A 24,639-nucleotide genomic window follows, 5' to 3' on the forward strand; every position below is an offset into this window, starting at 1 on the left:
GCAAGCTGGTTTCCGGAAGCGCCGCGCAGCGGCCAACGATGCGCGGCGCGGCGGGCCGGGCAATGTGGGGATGCGCACGCCATTGTGAAATCAAGGGTTTTTTTGCGGCGAGTGAAGTTACAATTCCGCCTTGTCAAATGATCGCCAGTACGGTCATGCAAGATGGCCGGCACGCGCGTTCACCGCCCGGCCGCACTCCCGGAAAAATCCTATGCCTGCACAGTACGTCAACACGCTGCGATATTGGTTCGATGTCGAAGCACTCATGTATCCGGATCTTCCCAAGCCAGGCAAGCGTCCCGCATTTTTCAGGCGCTACGACGAGCCGCTGCCGTGGCTGCCCGCGCCGCATGGCACCCTGGCCGCCGACGCCGTGCACGGCCAGCACAAGTATTTCGTCTGGTTCGGCCTGGTCGAAAAAAGCGTGCTGGAAGCCGAACTGGCCGAGCTGTTCCCGCTCGACCCCAACGCCGACAGCTTCAGCGGCAACCACCAGCGTCCGTCCAGGGGCAATACCTTTCTTTGCGCGATAGAAATCGGCTCGGACGGCCGGCCCGACGTCGACACCCTGCAACTGGGCGCGTTCGCGGTCGCCTTTGCGGAAAAGAAAAACAAGACCACGATCGGCTACCGCGGCACCCTGTCCGGCCTGCAAAGCAAAGTGCTCGAACTGGCCATGGGCAACCACGACATCGCCGACGCCAGCTGGTTCGACCAGCTCACCGACCACCTCATCACCGAGCTTGGCTGGCAACCGCGCAGCCTGCTGGCGCGTGCGCAGCTGTGCGCGCATGAAGTCGCGCTGATCGACCGGCGCGGCAAGAAGTTCCCGCGCGAGCCGGAGATGGACCCGATCAACTCCTTCTACCTCGACGACCTCGAGCGCATGCGCCAGGACGCCGAAAGCGGCCCCGGCTCGGCCCAGATCCAGGCTTACCTCGACGGCATGAACCGCGGCGGCACGCGGCGCGACGGCGCCCGGCGCGACGGCGCCCGGCGCGACATCACGCGCCCGGGGTCGGTCAACGCCGCGCTCGACCCGCGCCGCTTTCCAAAGGGACGCTGGCCGAGCGCCTTTCCGCTGTTCCTGATGCAGCAAGTGGCCGTCAACATCGGCCTGGAAACCCTGGCCGGGGGCGGTATCTTTTCGGTCAACGGCCCGCCCGGCACCGGCAAGACCACCCTGCTGATGGACGTGATCGCCGCCCGCGTGGTCGAGCGCGCCAACATCCTGGCCGAATTCGCCCATCCGGAAGCGGCGTTTTCGCGCAGCCCGCAGCAGATTACGTATCCGGCCAACAGCAATGGCGTCTCGCTCAAGGGCAACTGCTACCACCTCGACCAACGCCTGCTCGACAGCGGCATCGTGGTTGCCAGCGCCAACAACAAGGCGGTCGAGAACATCACCCTCGACCTGCCGAATATCAAGAAAGTCGCGCCGCAGCCGCTGCTGTTCAACGGCGAGCCGTTCGACTACTTTGGCACCAGCGCCGAATCGATCCTCAACCAGGAAAAGAAAACATTGCCGGGCGAGGCGGACGAGGCCGACGGCGAGGCCGCCGCAGAAGGCGAAGATGAAGAGCACGGCAAGATCCGCTGCTGGGGCCTGATCTCGGTCCCGCTCGGCAAGAAAGCCAACCGCAGCCTGGTCGCCAACCGCCTCGGCTTTTTCAAGGAGCTGGGACTGGCCAAGCAACTGGCCGGTGCCGGCGCCGCGCTCAACTGGGACGCGGCGCGCGCGCACTTCAACAGCGCCGTGGCCAGGGTCGAAGCAATCCAGGCCGCCATCCTCGAGTACGACAGCGCGCTGCCGGAACGCAAGGCGGCCGAATCCCTGTGCGCCGCCGCCGATGCCGCCGCCGACGTGGCCGGCCAGCGCAACGCACAGGCGAGCGCCGCGCTGGCCGCGCTCGACACCGACTCGGCCGGCAACGCCGCCGCCCTCGCCGTCAACCTGCGCGAGCGCGAGCTGCACGCGGCCGAATGGCCGCTCTGGCGCCAGTTGCTGGCGCGCTTCTTGCGCAAGGCGCGCTACGCCGGCTTCGTGGCGCGCCAGCAGGCGCTGTCGGACGAATACGACCACCTGCGCAGCGAACGCGCGCGCCTGTCCGTGGCGCGCCTCGAAGCGAGCACCAGCGCCAGCAGCTGCGCCGCCCACTGGCAGGCGGCCCGGCAGGACGCCACGGCCCGCGCGCAGGAACTGCACACGGTAGCCGAACGGGTGGACGCGCTCGCGGCCAGCCTGGGCCAGGCTGCGTTCGACCCGGCCGCGTTCGCCGCGCTGCCGGTCGAACAACAGCAAAAGGCCCTCCCGCGCAGCAACCCCGAGGTCCATGCCGCGCGGGCCGAGGTCTTCATCGCCGCGATGCACCTGCACAAGGCCTTCCTCAAGCACGCCGGTAAACCCTTCGAGACCAACTTCCGCCTGGCCCTGTCGATGCTGGCGCAGGAAAGCCACATCCAGCCGCATCTGCCGGCCATGGCGCGCCACCTGTGGGCCAGCTTCTTCCTGGCGGTGCCGGTGGTGTCGAGCACCTTCGCCTCGGTGGCGCGCTGCTTCGCCGACCTGGGCGAAGGCGAGATCGGCCTGCTGCTGGTCGACGAAGCCGGGCAGGCGGTGCCATCGCATGCGCTGGGCGCCATCTGGCGCTCGAAGCGCGCGCTGATCGTGGGCGACCCGATGCAGGTCGAACCGGTGATCACGATGGACCCGAAGCTCGACGCCGGCATCCTCGCGTACCACGACGCCCCGCAAGAACACCGCTTGACCGCGTACTCGGCGCAGCACCTGGCCGACCGCGGCAACCGCTTCGGCGCCAGCGTGGTGCAGTACGACGGCAGCGACCTGTGGGTGGGCGCGCCGCTGCGCGTGCACCGGCGCTGCGCCGACCCCATGTTTTCGCTGTCGAACGACATTGCCTACAATGGCAAGATGGTCTATGGCCCGCCGCGCGCCGAGGAAGAACAGGCCACTGCCAGCCGGCCGCTGCTCGGCCCCTCGGGCTGGCACGACATTGGCGCGGGCGAATTCGACGGGCACTACAACGGACGCGAAGGCGCGCTCGCGGCCGACATGGTGGTGCGCTACGCCCGCGAAGGCTGGGTTGGCAAAGCGCACGGTTTGCCCGAGCTGTTCCTGATCACCCCGTTCAAATCGGTAGCGCAAGGGCTAACCGCGTTGCTCAAGGCGCGGGTGGACGAATGGGCGGGCGACGCCGGCGACGACGCAATCGGCGCATGGCTGCAAGGGCACGTCGGCACGGTGCACACCTTCCAGGGCAAGGAATGCGAGACGGTGCTGTTCGTCCTCGGCGGCAAGAGCGACGGTGCACGGCAATGGGCGGCGGGGCGGCCCAACCTCATCAACGTCGCCGCCACCCGCGCCCAGCGGCGCCTGTACGTGATCGGCAACCGCCAGCAATGGTCGCGTACCCCGTTCGGCAGCAAACTCGCCGACGCCCTCCCTGACATCTCCTAACGCGGCAGGAAAGCCCCTCCAACCGGGGCCAGAGCTTTAATTAGAAACTTTTTTGTTGCAAAACCGGGGACAGACCCCGGTTTTGCAAGTTTTCTTTGCTGCGACAGCGCTTTGGGCGCGCACCCGGTCGCGCAGACGCGTTTTGATTCCCATTGGACTTTTGTTTCTAATTAAAGCTCTGACCCCGGTTGTAGGAAGGCGCTGAGTTGCTGGTGGGGGGATTCGCAACCGGAGGTTTGGAATCTGCGAACCCGCTGCCCGTTTATCTGACACAGACTCTGGATGACACTGATGCCTCTTTCATCACTGTTCCAAGGGTTCCATGAAAACGCTCCTGATCATCGACATGCAAAACGCCTGGCTGGCCGACCCTGCCAGCCCCTGTACCGACACCGATGGCGTGGTCCAGCGCATCAATCACGCCGCCAGGTATATCCGTGCGCAGGGCGGCACGGTGATCTTCGTGCAGCATGCGAATGCGGATGTGCCGATCGGCTCGGCCGCGTGGCAAGTCATCCCGGCACTGGAACAGGCGGCCACCGACAGCATCGTGCACAAGCTGGCCGCCGATTCTTTCGCCGCGACCGACCTGGCGCACCAGCTGGCAGCGAACGCCACCTCCACTTTGTATATCAGCGGCTTCGCCAGCGAGTTCTGCGTCGATACCGCCGTGCGCGCAGCAGCCTCGCGCGGCCTGCACGTGGTGGCCCTGTCGGACGCGCACACCACCGCCGACCGCCCGCACCTCGCCGCGCCAGCCATCATCGCGCACCACAACTGGGTATGGTCCGGACTGCCCGTGAGCGCCGGCAGCACCCTGACGGTCAGCACGACGGCGCAGGCCTTCCCGCACTAGACCGCGCTCACAGATGCGGCAGCCACAGGATCGTCGCCGCCGCAGCCACGCCGGCCGCCGTCGCCGCGCTCAGCGCCAGCATGGCGACGCTCATGGCGATGCGCGCCGCCGGCCGGCCGCTCGCTTGCGCCCGCGCAAACAATTCCAGCAGCGCCAGCGGCAGCAGGTACTGGGCAAACGACAGGAAACTCAGGAACGGCCCCTGGAAGGTCACCGGATCGAATCCGGCCGGCCCGCGGTTGGCGACGATCCATGCCATCAGTCCGATCCGGAAGAACCACACGCCGCTGACCGCCAGGAACAGGCGCAGCGCCCAGCGCCGGTGCTGCGCGATGCGTCCGGCGCGCGCATGATGCACGGCGTACACCGCGCACAGCACGATCAGCACCGCATTGCCGCTGATGCCGACGTGCTGCGCCAGGCCGCCCACCGCGCCGCGACACCACACCATGTACAGGCCGATCAGGCTGGACGCGACCGCCAGCAGCACATACACGCGCCCGTTCCAGCGGTGAAACGCGGGCGCCAGCCGCCGCAGCGGCGCCAGCAGCTGGAGCGCGCCGCCGACGGTGATCACCACCGCCAGCAGCAGATGCAGGCCGATGGCGGCATTGCCGGCCGTGTCGCCAGCGACATACCCGCGCGGCATCACCTTGTTCCATTGCGCCAGGTCGCCTTGCGCCAGCGCCCCGCCGTAGACAGCGGCGACATACCAGGCAAACAGCAGTTGCCCGGCCACGGCCACCGCGAACCACAGACGCGCCGACCACGCCAGGGCGCGCGCGCCGGTGTCGGGCCGCGCGGACGCGCCTGTGCCGGCCGCTGCCGTTTGCGACCGCAGCGGCCGCCGCGGCGCAGTGTGCAAGATCATGGGAGGCTCCTTTTGGTGTGATGGTCTTCACGCACAGTAAAGGCAAGCGGCCGCGCTGGCGGGCGTGCGCGGCCAACGGCGCGACGGACGGCGGTTTTCCGGGCTTGAACGACGCTCGCCGAACGGTTATCGTGGCGGGATGACCACTCCACCGCTCCGCAGCGCGCCCGCGCGCCATCCGGCCCTGCCGACCCCGCGCCAATGGCTGGTGGTGCTGCTCATCACGCTGCAACTGTCGTGGGTGCTGTCGGCCTTGTCGTCCGGCCCGTTCCTGTCGGTGTTGCTGCGCATCGCGTTCATCGGCGTGCTCTTGCTGCTCACGTACACGGCCAGCGCCAGCGTGCGCCGGCGCTGGCTGCCGCCGGCCCTGCTGCGGCCGCTGGCGGTGGCGCTGGTGGCGCCGCTGGCCACGCTGGCGATCTTTTTGCTGACCGAGCGGGTTCCGGCCAAGCGCGCGCTGGTGTACGGCTACATCATGCTGGCCATCCTGTCGGTAGTGACCGGCACGCTGGCGACGCTGGTGGCGCTGCGCCTCGAACGCAAGGCGAAGGAACGCGCCGCGCGCCAGCAGGAAGAGCGCGAGCGCGACACGCTCGAGCGCGAACTGACGGCCGCGCGCCTGCGCCTGCTGCAGGCGCAGATCGAGCCGCACTTCCTGTTCAATACGCTGGCCAACATCGCCGCGCTGGTGGAAGCGAAGTCCGACAATGCCGGCCCGGTGCTGCGCCACCTGATCGCCTACCTCAAGGCCGCGATGCCGCGCCTGAACGACGCCGACGCCACCCTCGACACCGAACTGCAACTGGTACGCGCCTACCTGGAGCTGATGCATATGCGCATGCCCGACCGCTTGCAGTTCAGCGTGCAGGTAGCATCGGAACTGCACGGCCTGCCGTTTCCGGCGATGGCCCTGCTGACCCTGGTGGAAAACGCGGTGCGGCACGGTATCGATCCGAGCCTGGAGGGCGGGCGCATCGAGGTCGGCGGCATGGCCGATGCCGCCAGCGGGCGCATTACCTTGTGGGTGGGCGATACCGGACAGGGCATGTCGGCATCGGCCCAGCCGGGCACCGGGCTGGCCAATGTGCGCACGCGCCTGCAAGCCTTGTACGGTCCCGGCGCGCGCCTCGATCTGCATGAAGAAACGCCGCATGGCGTCCACGTCGAACTCACTTTTATGCCACGGAGCGCCGCATGAGCCACCCCACCGCCCTGATCGCCGACGACGAACCGCTGCTGCGCGAGCACCTGCGCGCGCAACTGGCGCGGCTGTGGCCGGAACTGGAGATCGTGGCCGACGCGCGCAACGGCGCCGAGGCGGTCGAGCTGTTCGACCAGCATCGGCCGGCGATCGTGTTTTTGGATGTGCACATGCCGGGGCTGAACGGGATCGAGGCGGCGCGCTCGCTGGCGCGGCGCGCGCAGATCGTGTTCGTGACCGCCTACGAGCAGTACGCGGTGCAGGCCTTCGAGCAGGGCGCCATCGATTACCTGGTCAAGCCGGTCGACGCGGCGCGCCTCGCCGATACGGTGCAGCGCTTGCAGGCGCGGCTGGGCCAGGCGCCCGCCGCCGGCGCGGCCTTCGACGCGCTGCTCGAGCGGATCGCCGGCGAACTGCGCCAGCGCACCGGGCCGCGCACCTGGCTGCAATGGATCCGGGCGTCGGTCGGCAGCCGCGTGCGCCTGATTCCGGTCGAGCAGGTGGCTTTCATGCGCGCCGAGGGCAAGTACACCTCGGTGGTGTGGATGGATGGCGAGGCGCTGATCCGCAAGAGCATCCGCGAACTGGGCGACGAACTCGATCCGGACTGCTTCGTGCAGATCCACCGTTCGGTGATCGTCAATCTGCATTGCGTGAGCGAAGTCGTGCGCGGGGTGAACGAGACCGCCGATGTGCACCTGCGCGGGCGCACCGAGGTGCTACCGGTCAGCCGCAGTTATTTGCATCATTTCCGGCAGATGTAGCGCAGTCCAATGGCGCTGAGGGCTCTTGAATTATGCAACCCGCACGCCGATGGCCTCCAAGGCCAGCTTGATGTCATTCATTTCCGCATCCGGCACCGCCAATTCGATCAGTTGATTTTCCAACAGGTCGTCGACCACGCGTTTTGCCGCGCCGAGCGACTGGCCGAATCGCCCTCGTAGGAAATGGTTCAGCGCAACCTTATTCAACCCCGGGTTCCACCCTTCCAGCACGATTTTTCCCATGGCCGTCATGCCGGCGGCTGGCAAAAGCGGATGCGGTTGCCGAAAGGATCGCCGACCTGCATCACCCTGCCCCACGGCAAGTCATCCACGCCAGGACGCGCGTACGCGTAATTCTTCGCGATCAGCTCCTGGTGCAGGGTGTCGATATCGTCGACATGCACGAAAATGGTCGAACCCGGCGTGGCGTCCCCATGGTGCTCGCTCAGGTGGATCACCAGATCGCCGCGTTTGACCTCCATATACAAGGGCATGCCTTCCTCGAAGCGGTGCTCCCATTCGCAGGTGAAGCCGAGGAAGTCCAGGTAGTGCTCGCGCGCTTTTTGCTCCGAGAAAATGCGCAGGATGGGAATGGCCGGGGACAGCTGCATGCGTCGCTCCTGATGAATGTGATTCCCCCAGACTGCGGCATGCGGCGCGCCTTGTCAACGCAGCAGTGCTTCAAGCTGGTCCACCTCCTTGGGCACGCCGGCGCTCATCACTTCCCTGCCCCCAGGCATCACCGCCACGTCGTCCTCGATGCGGATCCCGATATGCCAGTACTGCTCCGGCACGCCCGCCGCCGGCCGGATGTACAGGCCCGGTTCGACGGTGAGCGTCATGCCGGGGTGCAGGATGCGCCAGGCATCGCTGCCGGGCTCGCGGTAGCTGCCGACGTCATGCACGTCCATGCCGAGCCAGTGGCTGGTTTTGCACATGAAAAACTGGCGCCAGGCGCCGCTGTCGATGACGTCGTCCAGCGCGCCGGCCTGGCCGGCCCGCAGCAAGCCCGTATCGAGCATGCCCTGGGCCAGGATGCGCACCGCCGCCTCGTGCGGCGCCATCACGTGGGCGCCGGGGCGGACCGCGTCGATGGCGGCCAGTTGCGCATCGAGCACGATCTGGTAGAGGCGCCTTTGCACCGGCGAAAAGCGGCCGCTGACGGGGAAGGTGCGGGTGATGTCGGCCGCGTAGCTGTCGAGCTCGCAGCCGGCATCGATCAGCAGCAGCTCGCCCTCCCGCAACAGCGCGCGGCCGGGATTGTGGTGCAGCACGCAGGCGTTCGCGCCGGCCGCCACGATCGACGGGTAGGCCGGCGCCGCCGCCCCCTGGCGATGGAATTCGTACAGCAGTTCGGCCTCGACCTGGTACTCGGCCTGGCCCGCGCGGGCCATGCGCATGGCGCGCAGATGGGCCTCGGCGGAGACAGCTGCGGCGCGCCGCATGATGGCCAGTTCGCCGTCATCCTTGAACAGGCGCATCTCGTCGAGCAGCATGTGGACGTCGTCGATACGCGCCGGTGCGCGCACGCCCGAGCGGCCCGCCTTGCGCACGCCGCGCAGCCATCCGTGCAGGCGCTCGTCGAAGGCGGCGTTGCGGCCCAGGGCGGCGAACAGGGCCGGCGCCCCGGCCAGCAGGGCCGGCATGTGCTCGTCGAGCGCGGCCACGGGAAACGCCTCATCGAAGCCGAAATGCACGCCCTCTTCGTGCGGACTGCGGCGCGCGCCATGCCAGATGGCGTGCTCCGGGTCGTTATCGCGGCAAAACAGGATGGCGCGCGGCTGCGCTCCGGCCACCAGCACGATCAGCGCTTCCGGTTCGGCGATGCCGGACAGGTAATGCACATAGCTGTCGTGCCGGAACGGATACTCGACATCGTTGTTGCGCATGACTTCGGGCGCGGTGGGAATGACGGCGACGCCGCCGCCGTGCTGGTGCATCTGCGCGATCAGCCGCGCGCGCCGGGTGCGGTAGGGAAGCATCATGCCCTCTTCATGGCAGGGAAAAACTGCCATTCCAGGTTGACGCCGAGCGTGGCGCAGGCGATCAGCGCAAAGCCGGCCAGTTGCAGCGCGCCGATCGCGTGGCGGTAGACCAGGTAGTCGACCACCAGTGCCGAGGCCGGATACAAAAAGGTGAGCACGGCGATGGCGGCCGTCTGCATGCGCGGCGTGGCGCCGTACACCATCACGTAGGCGAGCGCGGTCGGGACCAGGCCCAGGCCGGCCAGCCACCCCCACTGGGCCGCGCCAATGCCGCCAGCCGGCATGCTGAAAAACCCGGCCGTCAGCACGGTGCCGGTGAGGCAGTGGGTCAACGCGGTGAGCTGGGGCGGCATGGCGCGGATGGCGCGCGTGGTGAGCGTGACACCGGCATAGGCGATGGCCGCGCCGAGCGTGAAGGCAATGCCGGTCAGATACGCGGAATCGAGCGTCATGCCGCTTTTCAGCCCGCATGCCAGCACCAGGCCGGCGAATCCCACGCCGACCCAGCCGACGCTATGCGCGCTCACCCGTTCCTTGAGCAGGAGCGCACCGAAGATCAGCACCAGGAACGGCTGCACGTGGTACACGATGGTGGTCATGGAAATGCCGATGCGGGCGATGGCTTCGAAGAACATCACCCAGTTCAGGCACATCAGGACGCCGCTGCCGAGCGCGAGTCCGAGGTTCTTGAGCGACACGTTCTGTTTCGTGAGCAAGCCTTTGTACGCGCAGTACGCCAGCAGGATGGCGGCCCCGAAGGCGCAGCGGAAAAACACGGTCATGACCGGCGCCAGGCCGGCTTCATGAAAGAAAATACCGAGCGTGCCAATCATGATCATGGCGGCGGCGAACGAGACGGCGGGATTGGACATGCTTGCTCTCCTGTGAGTGGTTTCGGGCTATCATCGGACAGCGCCACACATCAAACAAGCTGATTTATCTGATGAAATCCATTCGAAAATCGAAACCATGAATCCAGACCTGAACCTGAACCAGCTGCGTACCTTCGTGGCCGCGTCCGACAGCATGAGCTTCGTCGGCGCGGCCGATGCCGTGCACCGTTCGCAGGCGGCGGTGAGCATGCAGATCATGAAGCTCGAAGACACGGTCGGCCAGGCGCTGTTTGCGCGCCACACGCGGCGCATCGAACTGACGGCGGCGGGCGAGCGCCTGCTGCCGTACGCGCGCCAGATGCTGGCGCTCGAAGCGCAGGCGCTGGCCGCGCTGCGCACGCAGGAAGTGGTCGGGCGCGTGGTGCTCGGCGCGCCGGACGACTACGTGGCGTCCCTGCTGCCGCCGGTGCTGGAACGCTTCACCAAGCTGTTCGCCAATGTCGAAATCGAGCTGGTGTGCCTGCAAAGCACGCTGCTCAAGCCGCTGCTGCAAAAGGGCCAGATCGACCTGGCGCTGGTGACGCGCGCCGAGGACCTGGAAGGAACCCTGATCCGGCGTGAAGAGATGGTCTGGGTCGGCTCGCAACGCCATGCGGTGTGGAAAAAATCGCCGCTGCCGGTGGCGCTGTTCGACAAGGGCTGCATGGCGCGCGAGCACACCCTTGCGGCGCTGGACAAAAGCGGCAGGCCGTATGGCGCCAGCTACAGCAGCCCGAGCCTGCTGGGCATCGTGGCGATGGTCGATGCGGGCCTGGCGGTGGCGGCCTTGGCCGAGTGCAGCATCCCGCCGCACCTGGTGCGCCTGGGCCACGCCGAAGGCTTGCCGCCGCTCGAACCGCTCGAGGTGGTGCTGATCCGCGGCCGCAGCAGCAATACCCCGGCGGTGGAATGCCTGGCCGGCGAGATCATGGCGGCCTTGCGGCCGTTACGCGCGGTAGCGTGATTGTGGGTAAGGGCGGCGCTAATTAAAAAATTGGTCGTTTTTTTTAATTAGCGGGCCTACTCGTCAACAACGCCCTCCATGCACTGGAAACGCTTGGCATTGTCAGGAAGATTACCGGGAAGTCGCGTTCACGCGTCTACTGTTGCCAGGCATTCCTGACTATCCTGGGGGACGCAATGCAGAATGCGCGCACCGCTGGCGGATAAACGCCCGCGCGGTTCAATGCCGGCAGCGTTGATTGACCCGGCGGCCCTGGTCGAAAAAAAGCCAGCCTCGAAGGCTGGCTTGTTCGCTGGCGGCAGCGGCCAGGCGCCGCCGCGGGTGTGCATCAGCGGCGCAGCGCCGGGAATTTCCAGAGCAGCACCAGGGTACCGATAAACGCCATGAACAGGCCGATGCCGGCGCCGGCCAGGACGGCGCTCATGATGCCTTCCTTGGGATCGCGCGTGTCGTATTCGGTCTTGAAAATGCTGTCGTCCGGCTTGCCGGTGGCGAAGGCGATCTGCACCGGCGAGGCCGCCATTTTCTCGGCTTCTTCGACCGTATCGAACCAATCCGTGTCTTTCTTGAAGGTGGCGCCGTCAACCGTGTAGCTGTAGTTCACCTGGTAGGTGACGCGGCTCTTCTTGGTTCGCTTGGTGATGCCTTCCGGCGTGGCCAGCACGAACACCGGCGACTTGGCAATGGCGTTATGGGTATCGATCTTCTTGATGTTCACCCAGGTGCAGAAGGCAAAGGCCAGTGCAAACAGAACGAGGAAGGTTAGGAACGGTTTCTTCATGATGACTCACGGATATTGTGTAGTTAAAAACGCAACAAGTATCCCATATCGCTCGTCAATACGCCCGTTAATTATTGCACTTTCGCGATTTCTGTTTCATTATTGCAACGTGGCTTGTTTACTCACTGTGACGACTTCGTCGCTCTTCTGCGCCTAATACGTTGCGAACCACGGCGCGCTGCGCTCGCCATCCTGGAATCTTTATGCTGATAATCACTAACGGCTTACTAGCGGCAAGCGACGGCCATGCTTACCCGCTGCGCACGCTGGCATGGTCCGGCGCGGCAATTGTGGACGCCTGCCCGGTCCAGGCGCAGTATGGCGCCCTGCTGGTACTGACAGCCGATGGCGCGCATGCGGCCGTGGTGGTCGACGGCGGCCAGCACGGCATCGTGGTCGCTGTCCAGCGCCGTCACCATGCGCCTCGACGGCGGCGATTATCATGCCGAACAGGTGCCCTTCAGTGCCTGCTTCCTGCGCCATGCGGGGCGCAATGTGCTGGTCCACCGCAGCGCATGGAACCGCCTCGACGTTGCCGATGCGGCGAGCGGCGCGTCGCTGACCGAACGCGTGTTCGACGAGCCCGAGGGTGACAAGTCCCCCGGGCACTACCACAACCGCTTCCGTGGACGGATCGCCCCAGCCCGGACGACAGCCGCCTGCTCGACGATGGATGGATCTGGGCGCCGGTGAGGAACATGCCAGCCTGGTGGCCGTCGGGCCGGCATCGATCGTCGCGTTGCCGCTGGCGTGGCTGGAGCGGGCTTGACAGGCCAGCAGGCTCAGGGCGCGTCCGGATCGAAGTAGCGCCGCGACAAACCGCTGCGCCCGGGAAAAAACTTGAAATAGGGACGCGCCTGGTCGATGGTGAGCGCGACCGGGGGATGCGCCATCAGGCGTTCGACATAGGCCGCCAGGCGCCTGTGCTCTGGCGCGGGCGGCACGTAGGCCATGGCATAGAACAGGGCGGGCGCGGCGGCGCAGTCGGCCATGCTGAAGGCGTCGGCGGCGACCCAGGTGCGGCCGTCGAGCTGGCGTTCGATGAAGCCATAGGCCGACGCCAGGCCAGCGCGCGCCTGGGCCACGGCGCCTGCGTCGCGCTCCCCCTCGGGACGCAGCAGGTCGGCGGTCAGCGCCTGCATCGGCGTCATCACGTACAGGTCGAACAGGCGGTCCCACAGGCGCACCTCCAGCGCCGCGTCGGGCGCAGCGGGAATGAGCGTGCGGCCGGGAATGGCATGGTGACGCTGCAGATATTCGACGATGATGCTCGTTTCAAGCACCGGGCGTGGCCCGTCCATGAGCAGCGGCATCTTGCCTGTCGGGCACAGCGCCAGATGCGCGGCGCGCTCGCCGGGGTCGCCCAGGTTGAGCAGGCGCTTGTCGACGTCGATGCCCAGCACGTCGAGCGCGATCAGTACTTTGTGGCAGCAGGAAGACAGCGGGTGGTAGTGCAAGGTGAGCGCATGCATGGGAGGGCCTGTGCGGTTTGCGGAGTTGGAAATGATGCGCCGGTTGGAGCCCGGAGTCAAAAATCGCTGTGGCGCCCGGTACTGGTGGATCTGTCGGAAAACTTTACACTCTTGAAAAGATGTGACAAGGCCACTAATTTATCCTATTCACAACTTGTTGATTATTATCAACTTTTCAAGTGAATGGGAAATTGGCATGAAATTTGCTTGTACAGATGATCATTTATCTTATCGGAATACGCGTTATGAAATTCAAGATTGGCAAAGCCCTCCTCATCGCATCGACCCTGCTGGCGGCATCGAGCCAGGCCTCGGTTGCGCGCCTCACCATGGCGGCCGCACCAGGCGAGTATGACTTTATCAGCGGAGGAAAGCTGGTTGACAATGTGTACTCTTCTAACGATCCGCTGCTCTACTGGAGCTTCGCCAGCTTCACCAACAGTCACGGTACGGCCGCTGCTCCGGCGACCGATTACATTTCGTTCATTTTCCTCCTTAACACCCCGCGCGCTACGGACGACAAGTACGCCATGCTGGATTTTTCGACGCGCGAATTGGGCATGCCGTTGACAGCCGGAGTCACGTACACGAATGCGGAGAGAGCCGTTTTCCCATCGGCCGGCCATCCCGGCCTGTCCGTAAGCTACGACCATCGGGCCTGCAACAGGCTGACAGGCGGTTTCACCATCAATCAGTTGAGCTTCAAATCCGGCGCCATCGATATGTTCGACGCGTCTTTCAACCAATCCTGCGATGGCGGCGCGCTCATGAACGGCACGTTGTATTACAACGCCAGCCTGACCGCGCTGCCGGCCAACAATGTACCGGAACCAGGCTCGCTGGCCTTGCTCGGCCTGGGTATTGCGGGGCTTGGTATCGCACGGCGCCGCAAGCAGGCACGCTAAGCGGCGCCAGTCTCCCCCGGCAAGCGGCGCGCCTGCGTCGCGCACTTCGGAAAAGGCTGGCTCAGCGGTCGGTGAGGGGATTGTGGAAATGCCGGCCGGTGCTGGCCGCCTGCGGCGCAATCGACAGCAGGACCGGCAGCAGCCGATCGTACAACTGCTGGGCGTCGCGCCGGCGCTCCTTGCTCAAGTCGCTGGCAAATGTCATTTTTGCCAGCCAGCCCAGGAGGGAGTCAGCAGACGCCGGGTCGCTTGCCACAGCCCGGGGGAAGATCTGCACCAGACGCTCGGCCGCCCTGCCGCCAAGCCGGGTGTCCTTGCTGTGCATCGCATTGGCGAGCACGTGCGCGGCGGCGTCGGGCCGAATCGCCACCACGTGTTCCATCTGCGCCCAGAACTTGTCGACCATGATGGCGTGCAGGGCATGTTCGGGGCAAGGCGGCAGGTCGACGTTGCGGCCGCTTCCGCTGCTCCGATAGCGTGGCGCGAGCAGGCCGTCCAGCTCCTCGAGCAGCGTACTGCAAAGGTAGGCGTGGCTGCGCCAATCGGCGTCGGGCGCGGCCTGGCGCAGCGCGATCGCATCGGTGTAGTGAACCAACGCCTGCGCCGCCGCCGGCTGATCGACCGCATTCACGGCGATCGTGAACAAATTGCCCAGGGCTTCATGCCAATCATCCATGCGCCGGGTGGCTACCAGGGCCGCCGCGCTCGCCGCCGGATACCATGGCGTGTCCCGATGCGCGGTGCGCAGCAGCGTGCACCAGGCACGCGCCAGTGGTTGCGGCTTGTCCGAGTGCGCTGCCGGGATGGCACTGAGCAGGGCGAACAGGTCGGCAGCGACCTCGCGCGCCAGCCTGTCATTGCCCGGATCGGAGTCCGGCATGGTGCGCACCTCGCACAGAAAACCGCTGAACATGACTGCGGCCAGCCAGGGGTCGAGCGCGCGCATGTTGCGACCGAGCGCCAGTAACAACTGCTTGTCGTCGCTGTTGGACAGCAGCGTGCTGGAGGCGTTGTGCGATTTGCTGCGCAAGGGCTCGATGGCGCTGCGCAGCCGCTCCGGATCGCGCGCCGATTCTTGGACCACCAGCACCAGCAGCAGCGACGTCAGTGTGTATGGTTCCCTGTGCGGCCAGTGCTCGCACAGCAGCAAGCCAAGATCGACCCGGGTGGCCAGTGGAGCGGCCGGGTCGGAGAGCCATGCCTCGAGCCGCGTCACAAGCTGCCTGTGAATCTCGAAGGACGATCCCACGGAGACCAGGCTCATCGCGGCCACCTTGAGCGCCAGTGCCGGGTCGGCGGTGTTGAGCGCATCCAGGGTCGCGAGCAGCGCCGTTGCCGGCGCCGACAGCACGGTTTCCCAGTCGCTGCGGCGAGCGTCGTCGTGGCTCTCGGGCAGCGCGCGCGCGAGCCGCGCAAATTCGCCGAAGTCGGCGTGCGGTTCGGTGTCCATCACATGACGCCGGAACTTTTCCAGCGCCTGGTCTTCTGTGGCCCGGTAGACGTTGATGAAGTTCCAGCGCAGTTCGCCCGATGGGGTATGCGTTTCGCTTCTGTTGCCGGGAAGCGGTGTGGTGGCCGTCGCAAGCTTGTCCATGGGATGCAATGGTAGGGGAAATAGACAGGATAACGGGGAAGCAACTTGGCAGGTTGGACGTTTTTGAGCGATGGCCAACACTCGCCGGCGGCAGTGCTGGCAATTAACCGGGTCACCATTTTCCCATGTAACACGGCAAAGTGCTCAGGCTGCGCTCGCCAGATAGCTGCTGCCCGCGCCCGATGCACGCAATGACTGCCAGGTCATCAGCTGGCCTGCCAGGCGACCCAGGAAATAGCCGTTAAAGACGCCGAACAAGGCGCACACCGAGGCCGACAACAGGGCATTGTGGCTGGCGCCAGGATGCATGACCAGCGTCACGGCCGTCACGTACTTGGTGAAGAAAATCGCCACCATCATGACCAGTGGCACTGCGCTCCCATGGACGCGCATGGTGCCGGGCGTGGCGCCGGCGCTCGCCGCCGCGCTGCTGAACTTCCAAACCAGCAACATCACCGCCACCAGCGCGCCGGCCCAGGCGCCCAGCGGGAGCACGGTGGCGCCGAACTTTGCCGCGATGTCCTGCAGCGACAATGCCAGCATGATGGCGGGAATGATGAACAGCTTACGGATCGCCATCTCGCGATCACGCATGGCAACGACGCCACGATACACCAGCAAGGCCAGAATCGCCCAAACGTAGAGTGGAGTGTGGGTCAGGATCTGGATCAGCATGATGGGTTCCGCAAAGTTGGTTAAGTTGGCGCCACTTTGCTCGCAACCGGAGCGCGCGGGAAAGAGATGCGACGAATCGCGCGATACCGGCGCGAAATGCAGCCTGGCGGCGCCAGATGCGCAGCTGCGCGATCCCGATGCCACGAGCGAACGTCGCCGCCGGCAACCGCCCGCCCATGAAAAAGCCCCTGTAACGTCAATCCGTTACACGGGCCTTTTTACAGAGAGGGGGAGGATGCTGGCCGATCTCAGAACGGTTATACGTATAAAAAGTTGTTGTTAGGAGGCGGCCGCGTGAGTGAGTGTAGCTATACTTTCAGCTGCGCGATCGCTAGAACGTTAGTAGGCCGTCGAACAACACACACTTCACCAATATCCGAGGATTCTAGGTGGATTTGTGGGTAGGCCTGTAACGTCGATCCCGCGTCGGGGCGAAAAGGCACCCAATGCGAGCCAATCCGACTGAGTCGCCGCGTTTTAAGAGCTGATGATCACGGAAGCGCCGCGCCACCGCCGGAAACTGCGGATGTATGGCAACCACTCCGTTCCCTTGCCATGTAAACGGTTCTAGCTAGCCAGTGGCAGTTCATTTTGGTCGCCCAAGCTGCTGGGTGCCTTTCTCCATTCGGCAGGAACTACGGAAAACTCAGAAGCCAAGAGGACGTTGGACGTTGCGATCTGGTCGAGGAGCTCCACTTGTTTGGAAGAATATACAAGTGTCTGTTCTAACGTCCAAACTAATTGCAATAGCTCAGTCGTCATTGTTGCGGTCCAGCACATCGGACCAATCTCATCGAGAACGGAACTCTTTTTTCCCGGCCGAATCGCCATCCGATTTGCGATCCATGAAGAAAGCACTTTCATCCCGGAGACTTGAAACGACCAGACGTCAGGTGAGACAGGTCGAAATTCCCCACTCCCAATCCGCAGGCATGCTGTGGCCTCGTCATACCCAAAGCTAGTCACCGCCTCATCCCCTTGGATCGACTTTGTACACTTGGCAAGGCCTGTCAGCCTGGTCTGGCGGGCTTGATAGCGCTCACCAAATGTATGAAGGTTGAGGAGGCATCGCCCGATCTCAGTCGCTCTGTCGAACAATGCAAGATCGGTGGTAATCGGCACCCTGATGGAGCGTGCTGCCAACTCGGTTGCGAATTTACTCGTGAAGCCAGCTTGGGCGGTAATACAGTACAAGTACGCTGCCCAATCTTCCGGAGAGACTGTCTTTCCGAAACACACCGATAACTTCCCCAACAATTCTGGGTGCAAATTAGGGTAAAGCGCAGCACTGTCGCGATACAGGGGCAGCACATCTTTGGCGCCAAATGAGCCTCGAAAGCAATGCAAATCCGGCACATCGGACGATACCGTGATCGCAGGTCCTGTTGTGATGGTATTCGTACTTAACGAACTAAAAAAAATCTGCTTACTGCTCCTACTTTGCCAAAGCGCAGGGCGTAGGTAATCCGCCAGCCGATTGTCCCAAATAAGGTACTGGCGATCGAAGGAACGAAAGGCATAACGGACCATCGTCGGAATCTCCGCGTCGCTCGGTAAGTCTGCAATCGGTTTAAGGGTCCCGGCACCGTCGATGGCATTTAGTTTCGATGTTACCGTGCGATCGCGACTTTCTTTGAAGGCTGCAGCACGCCCTTCGTTTTCCATGAGGGCAGACCACCGACGGGCTAGTACCTCCGGCGCCGCCGAAATTGGCCAGCTACGCTTGATCTGCGCGCCTGAGTGTCGCCATGGCATCAGCTCATCGAGATTGGGCCAGGCGAAATAGGCTGGTGTACTATCGACCGGCCGCATCTCAGCCTCCCAGCCGCTAGGGCACTGTTCAAATTCGATATCGGAAATCTTCCCAATACTTTCTAGAGCAGCTAATTTCTGGGATCGGTTTCCACGGATGCGTGCGTAATTGACTATTGCAGCCTTACCCGGCTGTGCCTGTTCATACCTGACGGCGATCGTAATTGCCACCGGAGTTTGGATCGCAAAAACATTCTCTTCCTGCTGTGTCCCACGTCCGTCGCCGCCAAGATCAATGATCCAGATTTCGTCGCACAGATGCCGCATCATTCTTCGCATACCCAAGAATGCTTCGCCATCTATAAATGAGGAAGCCGTAATAAACGCCACAATCCCCCCAGTTTGCGCGAAGGGCTGCTCGAACACCTTCCAAAGCGCCCAGCGCCAAAAATAAGTGTATAAATTATATAAATTCTTTAATTGATTGCCCTTGCCGGCGTGTGTCACCGGGTCAATGAAATCATTAAAAATAGCCTCTTTCTTGTCCTTCGCCTCGCCCCACCGAACCCACGCACCAGTACTCATTCGGTTTGCTGTGGTCGCCTTTTCATGACGATCGTAAGGTGGGTTGCCAATGCAAACCAAAACCGGCACTGTTTCCTTAACCCTTTTCGCCCGCTGGTGCTCTTTACCGATCGCTTGATACATCATCGGCAACTCCGGCATTCGCTCGTGGGGAGACTCGAGTGTGTTGCTGAGAAATATTTGAACGCCATCCTGGGGGATGCCGGCTCCGAAATCCTGCAAGAGCCTTGTCATGCGTAGTGCGGCGACGGCGTAAGGCCCGACCATCAGCTCAAAACCGAAGAGATTCTGGGCGAGCAGGCTAGCCCGGGCCTTTCCCGCGCCCACGCCCTCCTCGGCAATGACACGAGGCATCGCTTCTTCGATGATTGCCAGCAAATAGGTTCCAGTTCCGACGGCGGGGTCCAGTGTCGTGACGCCGCCCTCTGCAAACCCCATCGGCTTATCCATGCGGTTGCGCAAAATGTCGTCAACTAATCGCACCTGTGCATGTACAACCGATAATGGTGTGTAATATGCTCCCGCGTCTTTCCGAAGTTTCGGATCGTATTCTTGCAAGAAATCTTCGTAGAAGTGCAGCCATGGATCCCGTTTTCCCCGGGTCATTGTCGTCGCGGGGATTTCGCGGATCACGCGTTTTAGCATATCAACAGAAGCCTTGACATCTTCCAGAACTTGGTCGTCAGTGAGCACTTGAAGGGCCCGGCCTAGAAGAGTATTTTTCGCCGACAACGAGTTGATCGCTTCGTCAATTAGCAAGGTATTCGCACCGTTGGAGCGGGCGAGGAGCAGTGCAAAAGTCACAGTCTGCGCATACGAATCAGCGAATTTTTTGTCGTCAGCATCAGGAAAAAGATAGTTTCTCCAGTCGCGTGCGACACTTTGCATGGACGGCGAACCTCGGCGCAGCGCGTCGACCACATCATCTTTAAGCATCCTGCAAAGTGGAGCAAGATAAAGGGCAAGCTGTTTCGCTGTGCCCGGCACCACCGGCTTCCAATTGAGAAAATCATTAATGACAAGGTTAAGCTTATCGTCGTCGCCAGCACCAACCGCCATGATTCCTTGCTTAGCCGGATTCCCATCGAGAATAAAGCTGCGAATTTCCTCACCACTACGATACAGCGTCCAGTGGCGGCCATCAGTGTAGAGGATATTGGGTAAGCCTTTGAAGCGTTCCCACTGGTGCTTGTCGTGCCCCTTAAATTTGGCCGTGTCGGCACCTTTACCAGGTGCCTTTAGCTCGACATGGCCACAGAGCAGCCCAGCCACCGCGATACCATAGTCCGGCCGCCCGAGATTGTCCTCCAATCGCGTCTCGCCTATCGGCGTGATCGCGAGATTATTACTGGCGCCAAACTGGCGAATAAGTGCCTCGAAAGGTGCTCTGAGTTGGTCTTCCGGATCACCTGAAAACGGCATGGAGAATTTTTCGCGGACCGTCTCCGCAAATTGTGGCAGGATTCCTGTCATTCTGAATGCTCATATTGCGACGACTTCATAGGTTCTTTCATGTGACTCGTTTGCCAACTAGGTTCGAAGAAAATTCTTTAGTGACGCGAATTATTACACTTTGTGTACCTGCCTGACTACTTGGTCTTGTCAACTTAACGAATCGATCAGCATTTTTAAAGCGCTGCGGGACACTATTTGGCGGAGATCCTCATCTGTGCAGGTGGTCAACCAAGCAGTTAAGGAATAATTTTGCTCTGCAAGTCGTTGTCCGCTGACCATCATTTCCCCTCCTTAATTCAGTCGCGATGGGACTTAGGCAGCGGCGCATTCAGCCAGAAGGTCGAGTAGCTTGCCCCTGGCCTTGTCAGGTTTTCGGAACAACAGGGCTAGGCTGCAGCATACGAAGTGAACGGTATTACCGGCGCCTATCTTCCGGCAATATTTGTCCAGATAGACGGCCACTTCATGGACCGGAAGTCCGTTCGGTACGGACAGAACAGTGTGGCGTTCTCCATTACAAAATCAAATGCGCTTGGCAACGTACTTGAGCATGAACCCACCATTTTTTAAGTAGTAGGTCAGTCTTCGACCATACGAATCCGAGAAAAGTTCGTGGATAACGAAAAAGCCCGCCGTTCTCTCGAAGGGCGGGCCAGTATCAACAAAAAAGTCTGTTTGTCTGGATTAGAACGGAATATCGTCATCCATATCCGAGAAGTTCGGCGCCGGCTTCGGTGCCGGACGGGCCGCTGGCGCAGGCGGTGCCTGGCGCTGTGGCGCCGGACGGCTCTGCTGCGGCTGCGAATCGTAGCCGCCGCCATCGTCCATGCCGCCGCCGGCGTCGCCGCCCATGCCCTGGCGTCCGCCCAGCATCTGCATCTGTTCGGCGACGATTTCGGTCGCGTACTTCTCGACGCCATCCTTGTCGGTGTATTTACGGGTCTGCAGCCGGCCTTCGACGTAAACCGAGGAACCTTTTTTCAGGTACTGGCCGACGATTTCAGCCAGGCGGCCGAAGAACGAGATGCGGTGCCATTCGGTCAGCTCTTTTTGCTCGCCGGTGTTGCGGTCCTTCGATTTGTACGAGGTCGCGACGGCGATGTTGGCGATGGCGTCACCGCTGGGCATGTAGCGGATTTCCGGATCGCGCCCCAAGTTGCCGACGATGATGACTTTATTGACTGATGCCATGTATTACTCCTGTTGAACTGCTGCGGCGTGCGTCCCGCGGCGCGATGATTTTTTGCCAGACGAGGATTATATGTCAGCCGGGATGCCAAATGTCTATTCTAACCCGCACGGGCACCCTCCCCGTCCAGCCGCCTGACCCCACAACTTGTCAAGTCAGACAACAAAACCGGCGCGGAGTTCAGCCCTTGTCGACTCGTCATGCGTTTGCCGGCGGCATGAATACTGGTATTATATACAGTAGAAACATCGTAAAAAGATGCAACATCCCTGAGCAAGATCAATACGCCCCTGGCGCAACTGCGGACGCGGCAATCGTCCCCGCAGACGTCGCTTTCGAAACACGGCTATAGTATGAGCTGACCCGTTTAAGGCACACAACACATGGAACAGATCCGCATTCGCGGCGCACGTACGCACAACCTGAAGAACATCAATCTCGACCTGCCACGCAACAAGCTGATTGTGATCACCGGCCTGTCCGGCTCCGGCAAGTCGTCGCTGGCGTTCGACACCTTGTATGCCGAAGGGCAGCGCCGCTATGTCGAATCGCTGTCGGCCTACGCGCGCCAGTTCCTGCAGTTGATGGAAAAGCCCGATGTCGATCTGATCGAAGGCCTGTCGCCGGCCATCTCGATCGAGCAGAAGGCCACCTCGCACAATCCCCGCTCCACCGTCGGCACGGTCACCGAGATCCACGATTACCTGCGCCTGCTGTATGCGCGCGTCGGCACGCCTTACTGCATCAACCACCCGGACCACGCGCTGGCCGCGCAGACGGTGTCGCAGATGGTCGACGCGGTGCTGGCCATGCCCGAAGATACCAAGCTGATGATCCTCGCGCCCGTGGTGGCCAACCGCAAGGGCGAGCACAGCGATCTGTTCGAATCGATGCAGGCGCAGGGCTTCGTGCGGTTCCGCATCCAGAGCGGCACCCACGACGCCAAGATCTACGAGATCGACGACCTGCCCAAGCTGAAAAAAACCGAGAAGCACACCATCGACGTGGTCATCGACCGGGTCAAGGTCAACGCCGAGATCAAGCAGCGCGTGGCCGAAAGCTTCGAGACCGCGCTGCGCCTGGCCGACGGCCGCGCCGTGGTGCTGGAAATGGACGGCGGGGCCGAACACGTCTACTCCAACAAGTTCGCCTGCAACACCTGCGGCTACTCGCTGCAGGAGCTGGAACCGCGCCTGTTCTCGTTCAATAATCCGATGGGCGCCTGCCCCGAATGCGACGGCCTCGGTCACATCGAATTTTTCGACCCGCGCCGCATCGTCGCCTTCCCCAACCTGTCGCTCGCCTCGGGCGCGGTGAAGGGCTGGGACCGGCGCAACCAGTTCTACTTCCAGATGCTGTCGAACCTCGCAAGCCACTACGAATTCGACATCGACATGCCGTTCGAGCAGCTCGACCTGGCCTCGCAGCAGGCGGTGTTGTACGGCTCCGGCAAGACCTCGATCCCGTTCACCTACGTGAACGAGCGCGGTCGCACGGTCATTCGCGAGCATACTTTCGAGGGCGTGGTCACCAACCTGCAGCGGCGCTACCGCGAAACTGATTCGATGGCCGTCAAGGAGGAGCTGGCGAAGTTCATCAACGAGAAGCAGTGCCCGTCGTGCGAAGGCGCGCGCCTGCGCGTGGAAGCGCGCTACGTCAAGGTCGGCACCGGCAAGCAGCAGCGCGCCATCTACGAGGTCGCGCGCAAACCCTTGCGCGAATGCCTGGACTTCTTCGAGAAGCTGACCCTCAAGGGCGCCAAGAAAGAGATCGCCGACCGCGTGGTCAAGGAGATCGTCTCGCGCCTCAAGTTCCTCAACAACGTGGGCCTCGACTACCTGTCGCTCGACCGCAGCGCCGATACGCTCTCGGGCGGCGAAGCGCAGCGCATCCGCCTGGCCTCGCAGATCGGCTCTGGCCTGACCGGCGTGATGTACGTGCTCGATGAACCGTCGATCGGCCTGCACCAGCGCGACAACGACCGCCTGATCGAAACGCTCAAGCACCTGCGCGACATCGGCAACAGCGTGCTGGTCGTCGAGCATGACGAAGACGCGATCCGCACCGCCGACTACATCGTCGACATGGGCCCTGGCGCCGGCGTGCATGGCGGCGAGATCATCGCCGAGGGCACGCTCAAGGACATCCTCAAGAACAAAAAATCGCTGACCGCGCGCTACCTGAATGGCTCGCTCAAGATCGCGGTGCCGAAGAAGCGCCACGAGGCGGACAAAAACAAGCAGGTGGTGATCACCGGCGCGACCGGCAACAACCTGAAAAAGGTCACGCTCAAGCTGCCGGTCGGCCTGATGACCTGCGTGACCGGCGTTTCCGGTTCGGGCAAGTCGACGCTGGTCAACGACACCCTGTACCCGGCCCTGTCGCGCCACCTGTACGGCTCGCAGACGGAACCGGCGCCGCACGATGCGATCAGCGGCCTGGAACACTTCGACAAGGTCATCTCGGTCGACCAGGCGCCGATCGGACGCACCCCGCGCTCGAATCCGGCCACCTACACCGGCTTGTTCACGCCGATCCGCGACCTGTTCTCGGGCGTACCGCAGGCCAAGGAGCGCGGCTACAGCGCCGGGCGCTTCTCGTTCAACGTCAAGGGCGGACGCTGCGAAGCGTGCCAGGGCGACGGCGTGATCAAGGTCGAGATGCACTTCCTGCCGGACGTGTACGTGCCGTGCGACGTCTGCCACGGCAAGCGCTATAACCGCGAAACGCTGGAAGTGCAGTACAAGGGCAAGAACATCACCGAAGTGCTGGGCATGACGGTGGAAGAGGCGCACGAATTCTTCAAGCCGGTGCCGCTGATCGCGCGCAAGCTGCAAACCCTGCTCGACGTCGGCCTCGGTTACATCCGCCTCGGCCAGAGTGCGACCACCTTGTCGGGCGGCGAGGCGCAGCGCGTCAAGCTGTCGCTGGAACTGTCCAAGCGCGATACCGGGCGTACCCTGTACATCCTGGACGAGCCGACCACCGGCCTGCACTTCCACGATATCGACCTGCTGCTCAAGGTGATCCACCGCCTGCGCGACCAGGGCAATACCCTGGTCATCATCGAGCACAATCTCGATGTGATCAAGACCGCCGACTGGATCGTCGACCTGGGGCCGGAAGGCGGCGCGGGCGGCGGCAAGATCATCGCCGCCGGCACGCCGGAAGACGTGGCCGCCAATCCGGAGAGCGTGACCGGCAAGTACCTGGTGCCGCTGCTGGCGTAAAGGAGCGGCG

Annotated in this window: 19 protein-coding genes; 8 read left to right on the forward strand and 11 right to left on the reverse strand. The window is 63.1% G+C overall.

The window, feature by feature from the left end; genetic code table 11:
* The first annotated feature begins 211 nt into the window (after positions 1-211).
* Positions 212-3,478: a DEAD/DEAH box helicase gene (locus tag F1609_RS24585; RefSeq protein ID WP_167079294.1), complete on the forward strand. Its 3,267-nt coding sequence runs from the start codon at positions 212-214 to the stop codon at positions 3,476-3,478.
* A 322-nt stretch (positions 3,479-3,800) separates the two neighbouring features.
* Positions 3,801-4,334, forward strand: a complete 534-nt coding sequence (locus F1609_RS24590; RefSeq protein ID WP_167079295.1) for a cysteine hydrolase family protein — start codon at positions 3,801-3,803, stop codon at positions 4,332-4,334.
* Positions 4,335-4,341: 7 nt separating this feature from the next.
* Here F1609_RS24590 and F1609_RS24595 read toward each other — a convergent pair whose 3' ends face one another.
* Positions 4,342-5,205 (reverse strand): DUF2306 domain-containing protein, encoded by an 864-nt coding sequence (locus F1609_RS24595; protein ID WP_167079296.1) that lies wholly within the window; start codon positions 5,203-5,205, stop codon positions 4,342-4,344.
* A 139-nt stretch (positions 5,206-5,344) separates the two neighbouring features.
* Here F1609_RS24595 and F1609_RS24600 point away from each other — a divergent pair, with 139 nt between their 5' ends.
* The gene (locus tag F1609_RS24600; protein ID WP_167079297.1) at positions 5,345-6,403 is read left to right on the forward strand and encodes a sensor histidine kinase; all 1,059 of its coding nucleotides are present in this window, start codon (positions 5,345-5,347) and stop codon (positions 6,401-6,403) included.
* On the forward strand, positions 6,400-7,170 hold the full coding sequence (locus tag F1609_RS24605; protein ID WP_167079298.1) for a LytR/AlgR family response regulator transcription factor: 771 nt from the start codon (positions 6,400-6,402) through the stop codon (positions 7,168-7,170). The genes F1609_RS24600 and F1609_RS24605 overlap by 4 nt, the downstream gene beginning before the upstream one ends.
* A 30-nt stretch (positions 7,171-7,200) precedes the next feature.
* On the opposite strand, the gene F1609_RS24610 is transcribed toward F1609_RS24605, so the two are convergent.
* The 4 genes from F1609_RS24610 to F1609_RS24625 are packed head-to-tail and all read right to left on the reverse strand — an operon-like array spanning position 7,201 to position 10,027.
* A complete protein-coding gene (locus tag F1609_RS24610) occupies positions 7,201-7,422 on the reverse strand; it encodes a hypothetical protein (protein ID WP_167079299.1) in 222 nt (73 codons plus the stop codon).
* Positions 7,419-7,781, reverse strand: coding sequence for a glyoxalase superfamily protein (locus tag F1609_RS24615; RefSeq protein ID WP_167079300.1), 363 nt, complete (start codon positions 7,779-7,781; stop codon positions 7,419-7,421). The genes F1609_RS24610 and F1609_RS24615 overlap by 4 nt, the downstream gene beginning before the upstream one ends.
* Positions 7,782-7,835: 54 nt before the next feature.
* Positions 7,836-9,152 carry an aminopeptidase P N-terminal domain-containing protein gene (locus F1609_RS24620; RefSeq protein ID WP_167079326.1) on the reverse strand — a complete coding sequence of 439 codons (1,317 nt, stop codon included), beginning with the start codon at positions 9,150-9,152 and terminating at the stop codon, positions 7,836-7,838.
* On the reverse strand, positions 9,152-10,027 hold the full coding sequence (locus F1609_RS24625) for a DMT family transporter (RefSeq protein ID WP_167079301.1): 876 nt from the start codon (positions 10,025-10,027) through the stop codon (positions 9,152-9,154). Before F1609_RS24625 ends, F1609_RS24620 begins: the two co-directional genes overlap by 1 nt.
* Positions 10,028-10,124: 97 nt before the next feature.
* Between F1609_RS24625 and F1609_RS24630 the strand changes: the two genes are divergently transcribed.
* The gene (locus F1609_RS24630) at positions 10,125-10,991 is read left to right on the forward strand and encodes a LysR substrate-binding domain-containing protein (protein ID WP_167079302.1); all 867 of its coding nucleotides are present in this window, start codon (positions 10,125-10,127) and stop codon (positions 10,989-10,991) included.
* Between the two features lie 328 nt (positions 10,992-11,319).
* Here F1609_RS24630 and F1609_RS24635 read toward each other — a convergent pair whose 3' ends face one another.
* A complete protein-coding gene (locus tag F1609_RS24635; protein ID WP_167079303.1) occupies positions 11,320-11,772 on the reverse strand; it encodes a hypothetical protein in 453 nt (150 codons plus the stop codon).
* Between the two features lie 345 nt (positions 11,773-12,117).
* On the opposite strand from F1609_RS24635, the gene F1609_RS24640 reads away from it, so the two are divergent.
* Entirely contained in the window at positions 12,118-12,465 is a 348-nt protein-coding gene (locus F1609_RS24640; protein ID WP_167079304.1) for a hypothetical protein, read from the forward strand.
* An 89-nt stretch (positions 12,466-12,554) separates the two neighbouring features.
* Here F1609_RS24640 and F1609_RS24645 read toward each other — a convergent pair whose 3' ends face one another.
* The gene (locus F1609_RS24645) at positions 12,555-13,244 is read right to left on the reverse strand and encodes a glutathione S-transferase family protein (RefSeq protein WP_167079305.1); all 690 of its coding nucleotides are present in this window, start codon (positions 13,242-13,244) and stop codon (positions 12,555-12,557) included.
* A gap of 245 nt (positions 13,245-13,489) precedes the next feature.
* Between F1609_RS24645 and F1609_RS34785 the strand changes: the two genes are divergently transcribed.
* The gene (locus F1609_RS34785) at positions 13,490-14,149 is read left to right on the forward strand and encodes a PEP-CTERM sorting domain-containing protein (protein ID WP_229422039.1); all 660 of its coding nucleotides are present in this window, start codon (positions 13,490-13,492) and stop codon (positions 14,147-14,149) included.
* A 61-nt stretch (positions 14,150-14,210) separates the two neighbouring features.
* Here F1609_RS34785 and F1609_RS24655 read toward each other — a convergent pair whose 3' ends face one another.
* From F1609_RS24655 to ssb, 4 genes are all read right to left on the reverse strand, one after another.
* A complete protein-coding gene (locus F1609_RS24655; protein ID WP_167079306.1) occupies positions 14,211-15,743 on the reverse strand; it encodes a hypothetical protein in 1,533 nt (510 codons plus the stop codon).
* Positions 15,744-15,887: 144 nt separating this feature from the next.
* Entirely contained in the window at positions 15,888-16,418 is a 531-nt protein-coding gene (locus F1609_RS24660; protein WP_167079307.1) for a DUF6622 family protein, read from the reverse strand.
* A 567-nt stretch (positions 16,419-16,985) separates the two neighbouring features.
* Positions 16,986-20,228, reverse strand: a complete 3,243-nt coding sequence (locus F1609_RS24665) for a type ISP restriction/modification enzyme (RefSeq protein ID WP_167079308.1) — start codon at positions 20,226-20,228, stop codon at positions 16,986-16,988.
* 666 nt (positions 20,229-20,894) lie between these two features.
* Positions 20,895-21,401, reverse strand: coding sequence for a single-stranded DNA-binding protein (ssb, locus tag F1609_RS24670; RefSeq protein ID WP_054265190.1), 507 nt, complete (start codon positions 21,399-21,401; stop codon positions 20,895-20,897).
* A 381-nt stretch (positions 21,402-21,782) separates the two neighbouring features.
* Here ssb and uvrA point away from each other — a divergent pair, with 381 nt between their 5' ends.
* Entirely contained in the window at positions 21,783-24,629 is a 2,847-nt protein-coding gene (gene uvrA, locus F1609_RS24675; RefSeq protein WP_167079309.1) for an excinuclease ABC subunit UvrA, read from the forward strand.
* Positions 24,630-24,639: the final 10 nt, after the last annotated feature.

Origin of the sequence: Massilia aquatica (genome assembly GCF_011682045.1) — a bacterium.
GTDB lineage: Bacteria > Pseudomonadota > Gammaproteobacteria > Burkholderiales > Burkholderiaceae_D > Telluria_A > Telluria_A aquatica.

Excerpts from the sequence above, each read along its gene's own strand:
- F1609_RS24605 (WP_167079298.1), top strand. The coding sequence starts at position 6,400 with ATGAGCCACCCCACCGCCCTGATCGCCGACGACGAACCGCTGCTGCGC.
- F1609_RS24645 (WP_167079305.1), bottom strand. The coding sequence starts at position 13,244 with ATGCATGCGCTCACCTTGCACTACCACCCGCTGTCTTCCTGCTGCCAC.
- F1609_RS24655 (WP_167079306.1), bottom strand. The coding sequence starts at position 15,743 with ATGGACAAGCTTGCGACGGCCACCACACCGCTTCCCGGCAACAGAAGC.
- F1609_RS24590 (WP_167079295.1), top strand. The coding sequence starts at position 3,801 with ATGAAAACGCTCCTGATCATCGACATGCAAAACGCCTGGCTGGCCGAC.
- F1609_RS24595 (WP_167079296.1), bottom strand. The coding sequence starts at position 5,205 with ATGATCTTGCACACTGCGCCGCGGCGGCCGCTGCGGTCGCAAACGGCA.
- F1609_RS24585 (WP_167079294.1), top strand. The coding sequence starts at position 212 with ATGCCTGCACAGTACGTCAACACGCTGCGATATTGGTTCGATGTCGAA.
- F1609_RS24665 (WP_167079308.1), bottom strand. The coding sequence starts at position 20,228 with ATGACAGGAATCCTGCCACAATTTGCGGAGACGGTCCGCGAAAAATTC.
- uvrA (WP_167079309.1), top strand. The coding sequence starts at position 21,783 with ATGGAACAGATCCGCATTCGCGGCGCACGTACGCACAACCTGAAGAAC.
- F1609_RS24625 (WP_167079301.1), bottom strand. The coding sequence starts at position 10,027 with ATGTCCAATCCCGCCGTCTCGTTCGCCGCCGCCATGATCATGATTGGC.
- F1609_RS24610 (WP_167079299.1), bottom strand. The coding sequence starts at position 7,422 with ATGACGGCCATGGGAAAAATCGTGCTGGAAGGGTGGAACCCGGGGTTG.
- F1609_RS24615 (WP_167079300.1), bottom strand. The coding sequence starts at position 7,781 with ATGCAGCTGTCCCCGGCCATTCCCATCCTGCGCATTTTCTCGGAGCAA.
- F1609_RS24630 (WP_167079302.1), top strand. The coding sequence starts at position 10,125 with ATGAATCCAGACCTGAACCTGAACCAGCTGCGTACCTTCGTGGCCGCG.
- F1609_RS34785 (WP_229422039.1), top strand. The coding sequence starts at position 13,490 with ATGAAATTCAAGATTGGCAAAGCCCTCCTCATCGCATCGACCCTGCTG.
- F1609_RS24620 (WP_167079326.1), bottom strand. The coding sequence starts at position 9,152 with ATGCTTCCCTACCGCACCCGGCGCGCGCGGCTGATCGCGCAGATGCAC.
- ssb (WP_054265190.1), bottom strand. The coding sequence starts at position 21,401 with ATGGCATCAGTCAATAAAGTCATCATCGTCGGCAACTTGGGGCGCGAT.
- F1609_RS24600 (WP_167079297.1), top strand. The coding sequence starts at position 5,345 with ATGACCACTCCACCGCTCCGCAGCGCGCCCGCGCGCCATCCGGCCCTG.
- F1609_RS24640 (WP_167079304.1), top strand. The coding sequence starts at position 12,118 with ATGGCGCGCATGCGGCCGTGGTGGTCGACGGCGGCCAGCACGGCATCG.
- F1609_RS24660 (WP_167079307.1), bottom strand. The coding sequence starts at position 16,418 with ATGCTGATCCAGATCCTGACCCACACTCCACTCTACGTTTGGGCGATT.
- F1609_RS24635 (WP_167079303.1), bottom strand. The coding sequence starts at position 11,772 with ATGAAGAAACCGTTCCTAACCTTCCTCGTTCTGTTTGCACTGGCCTTT.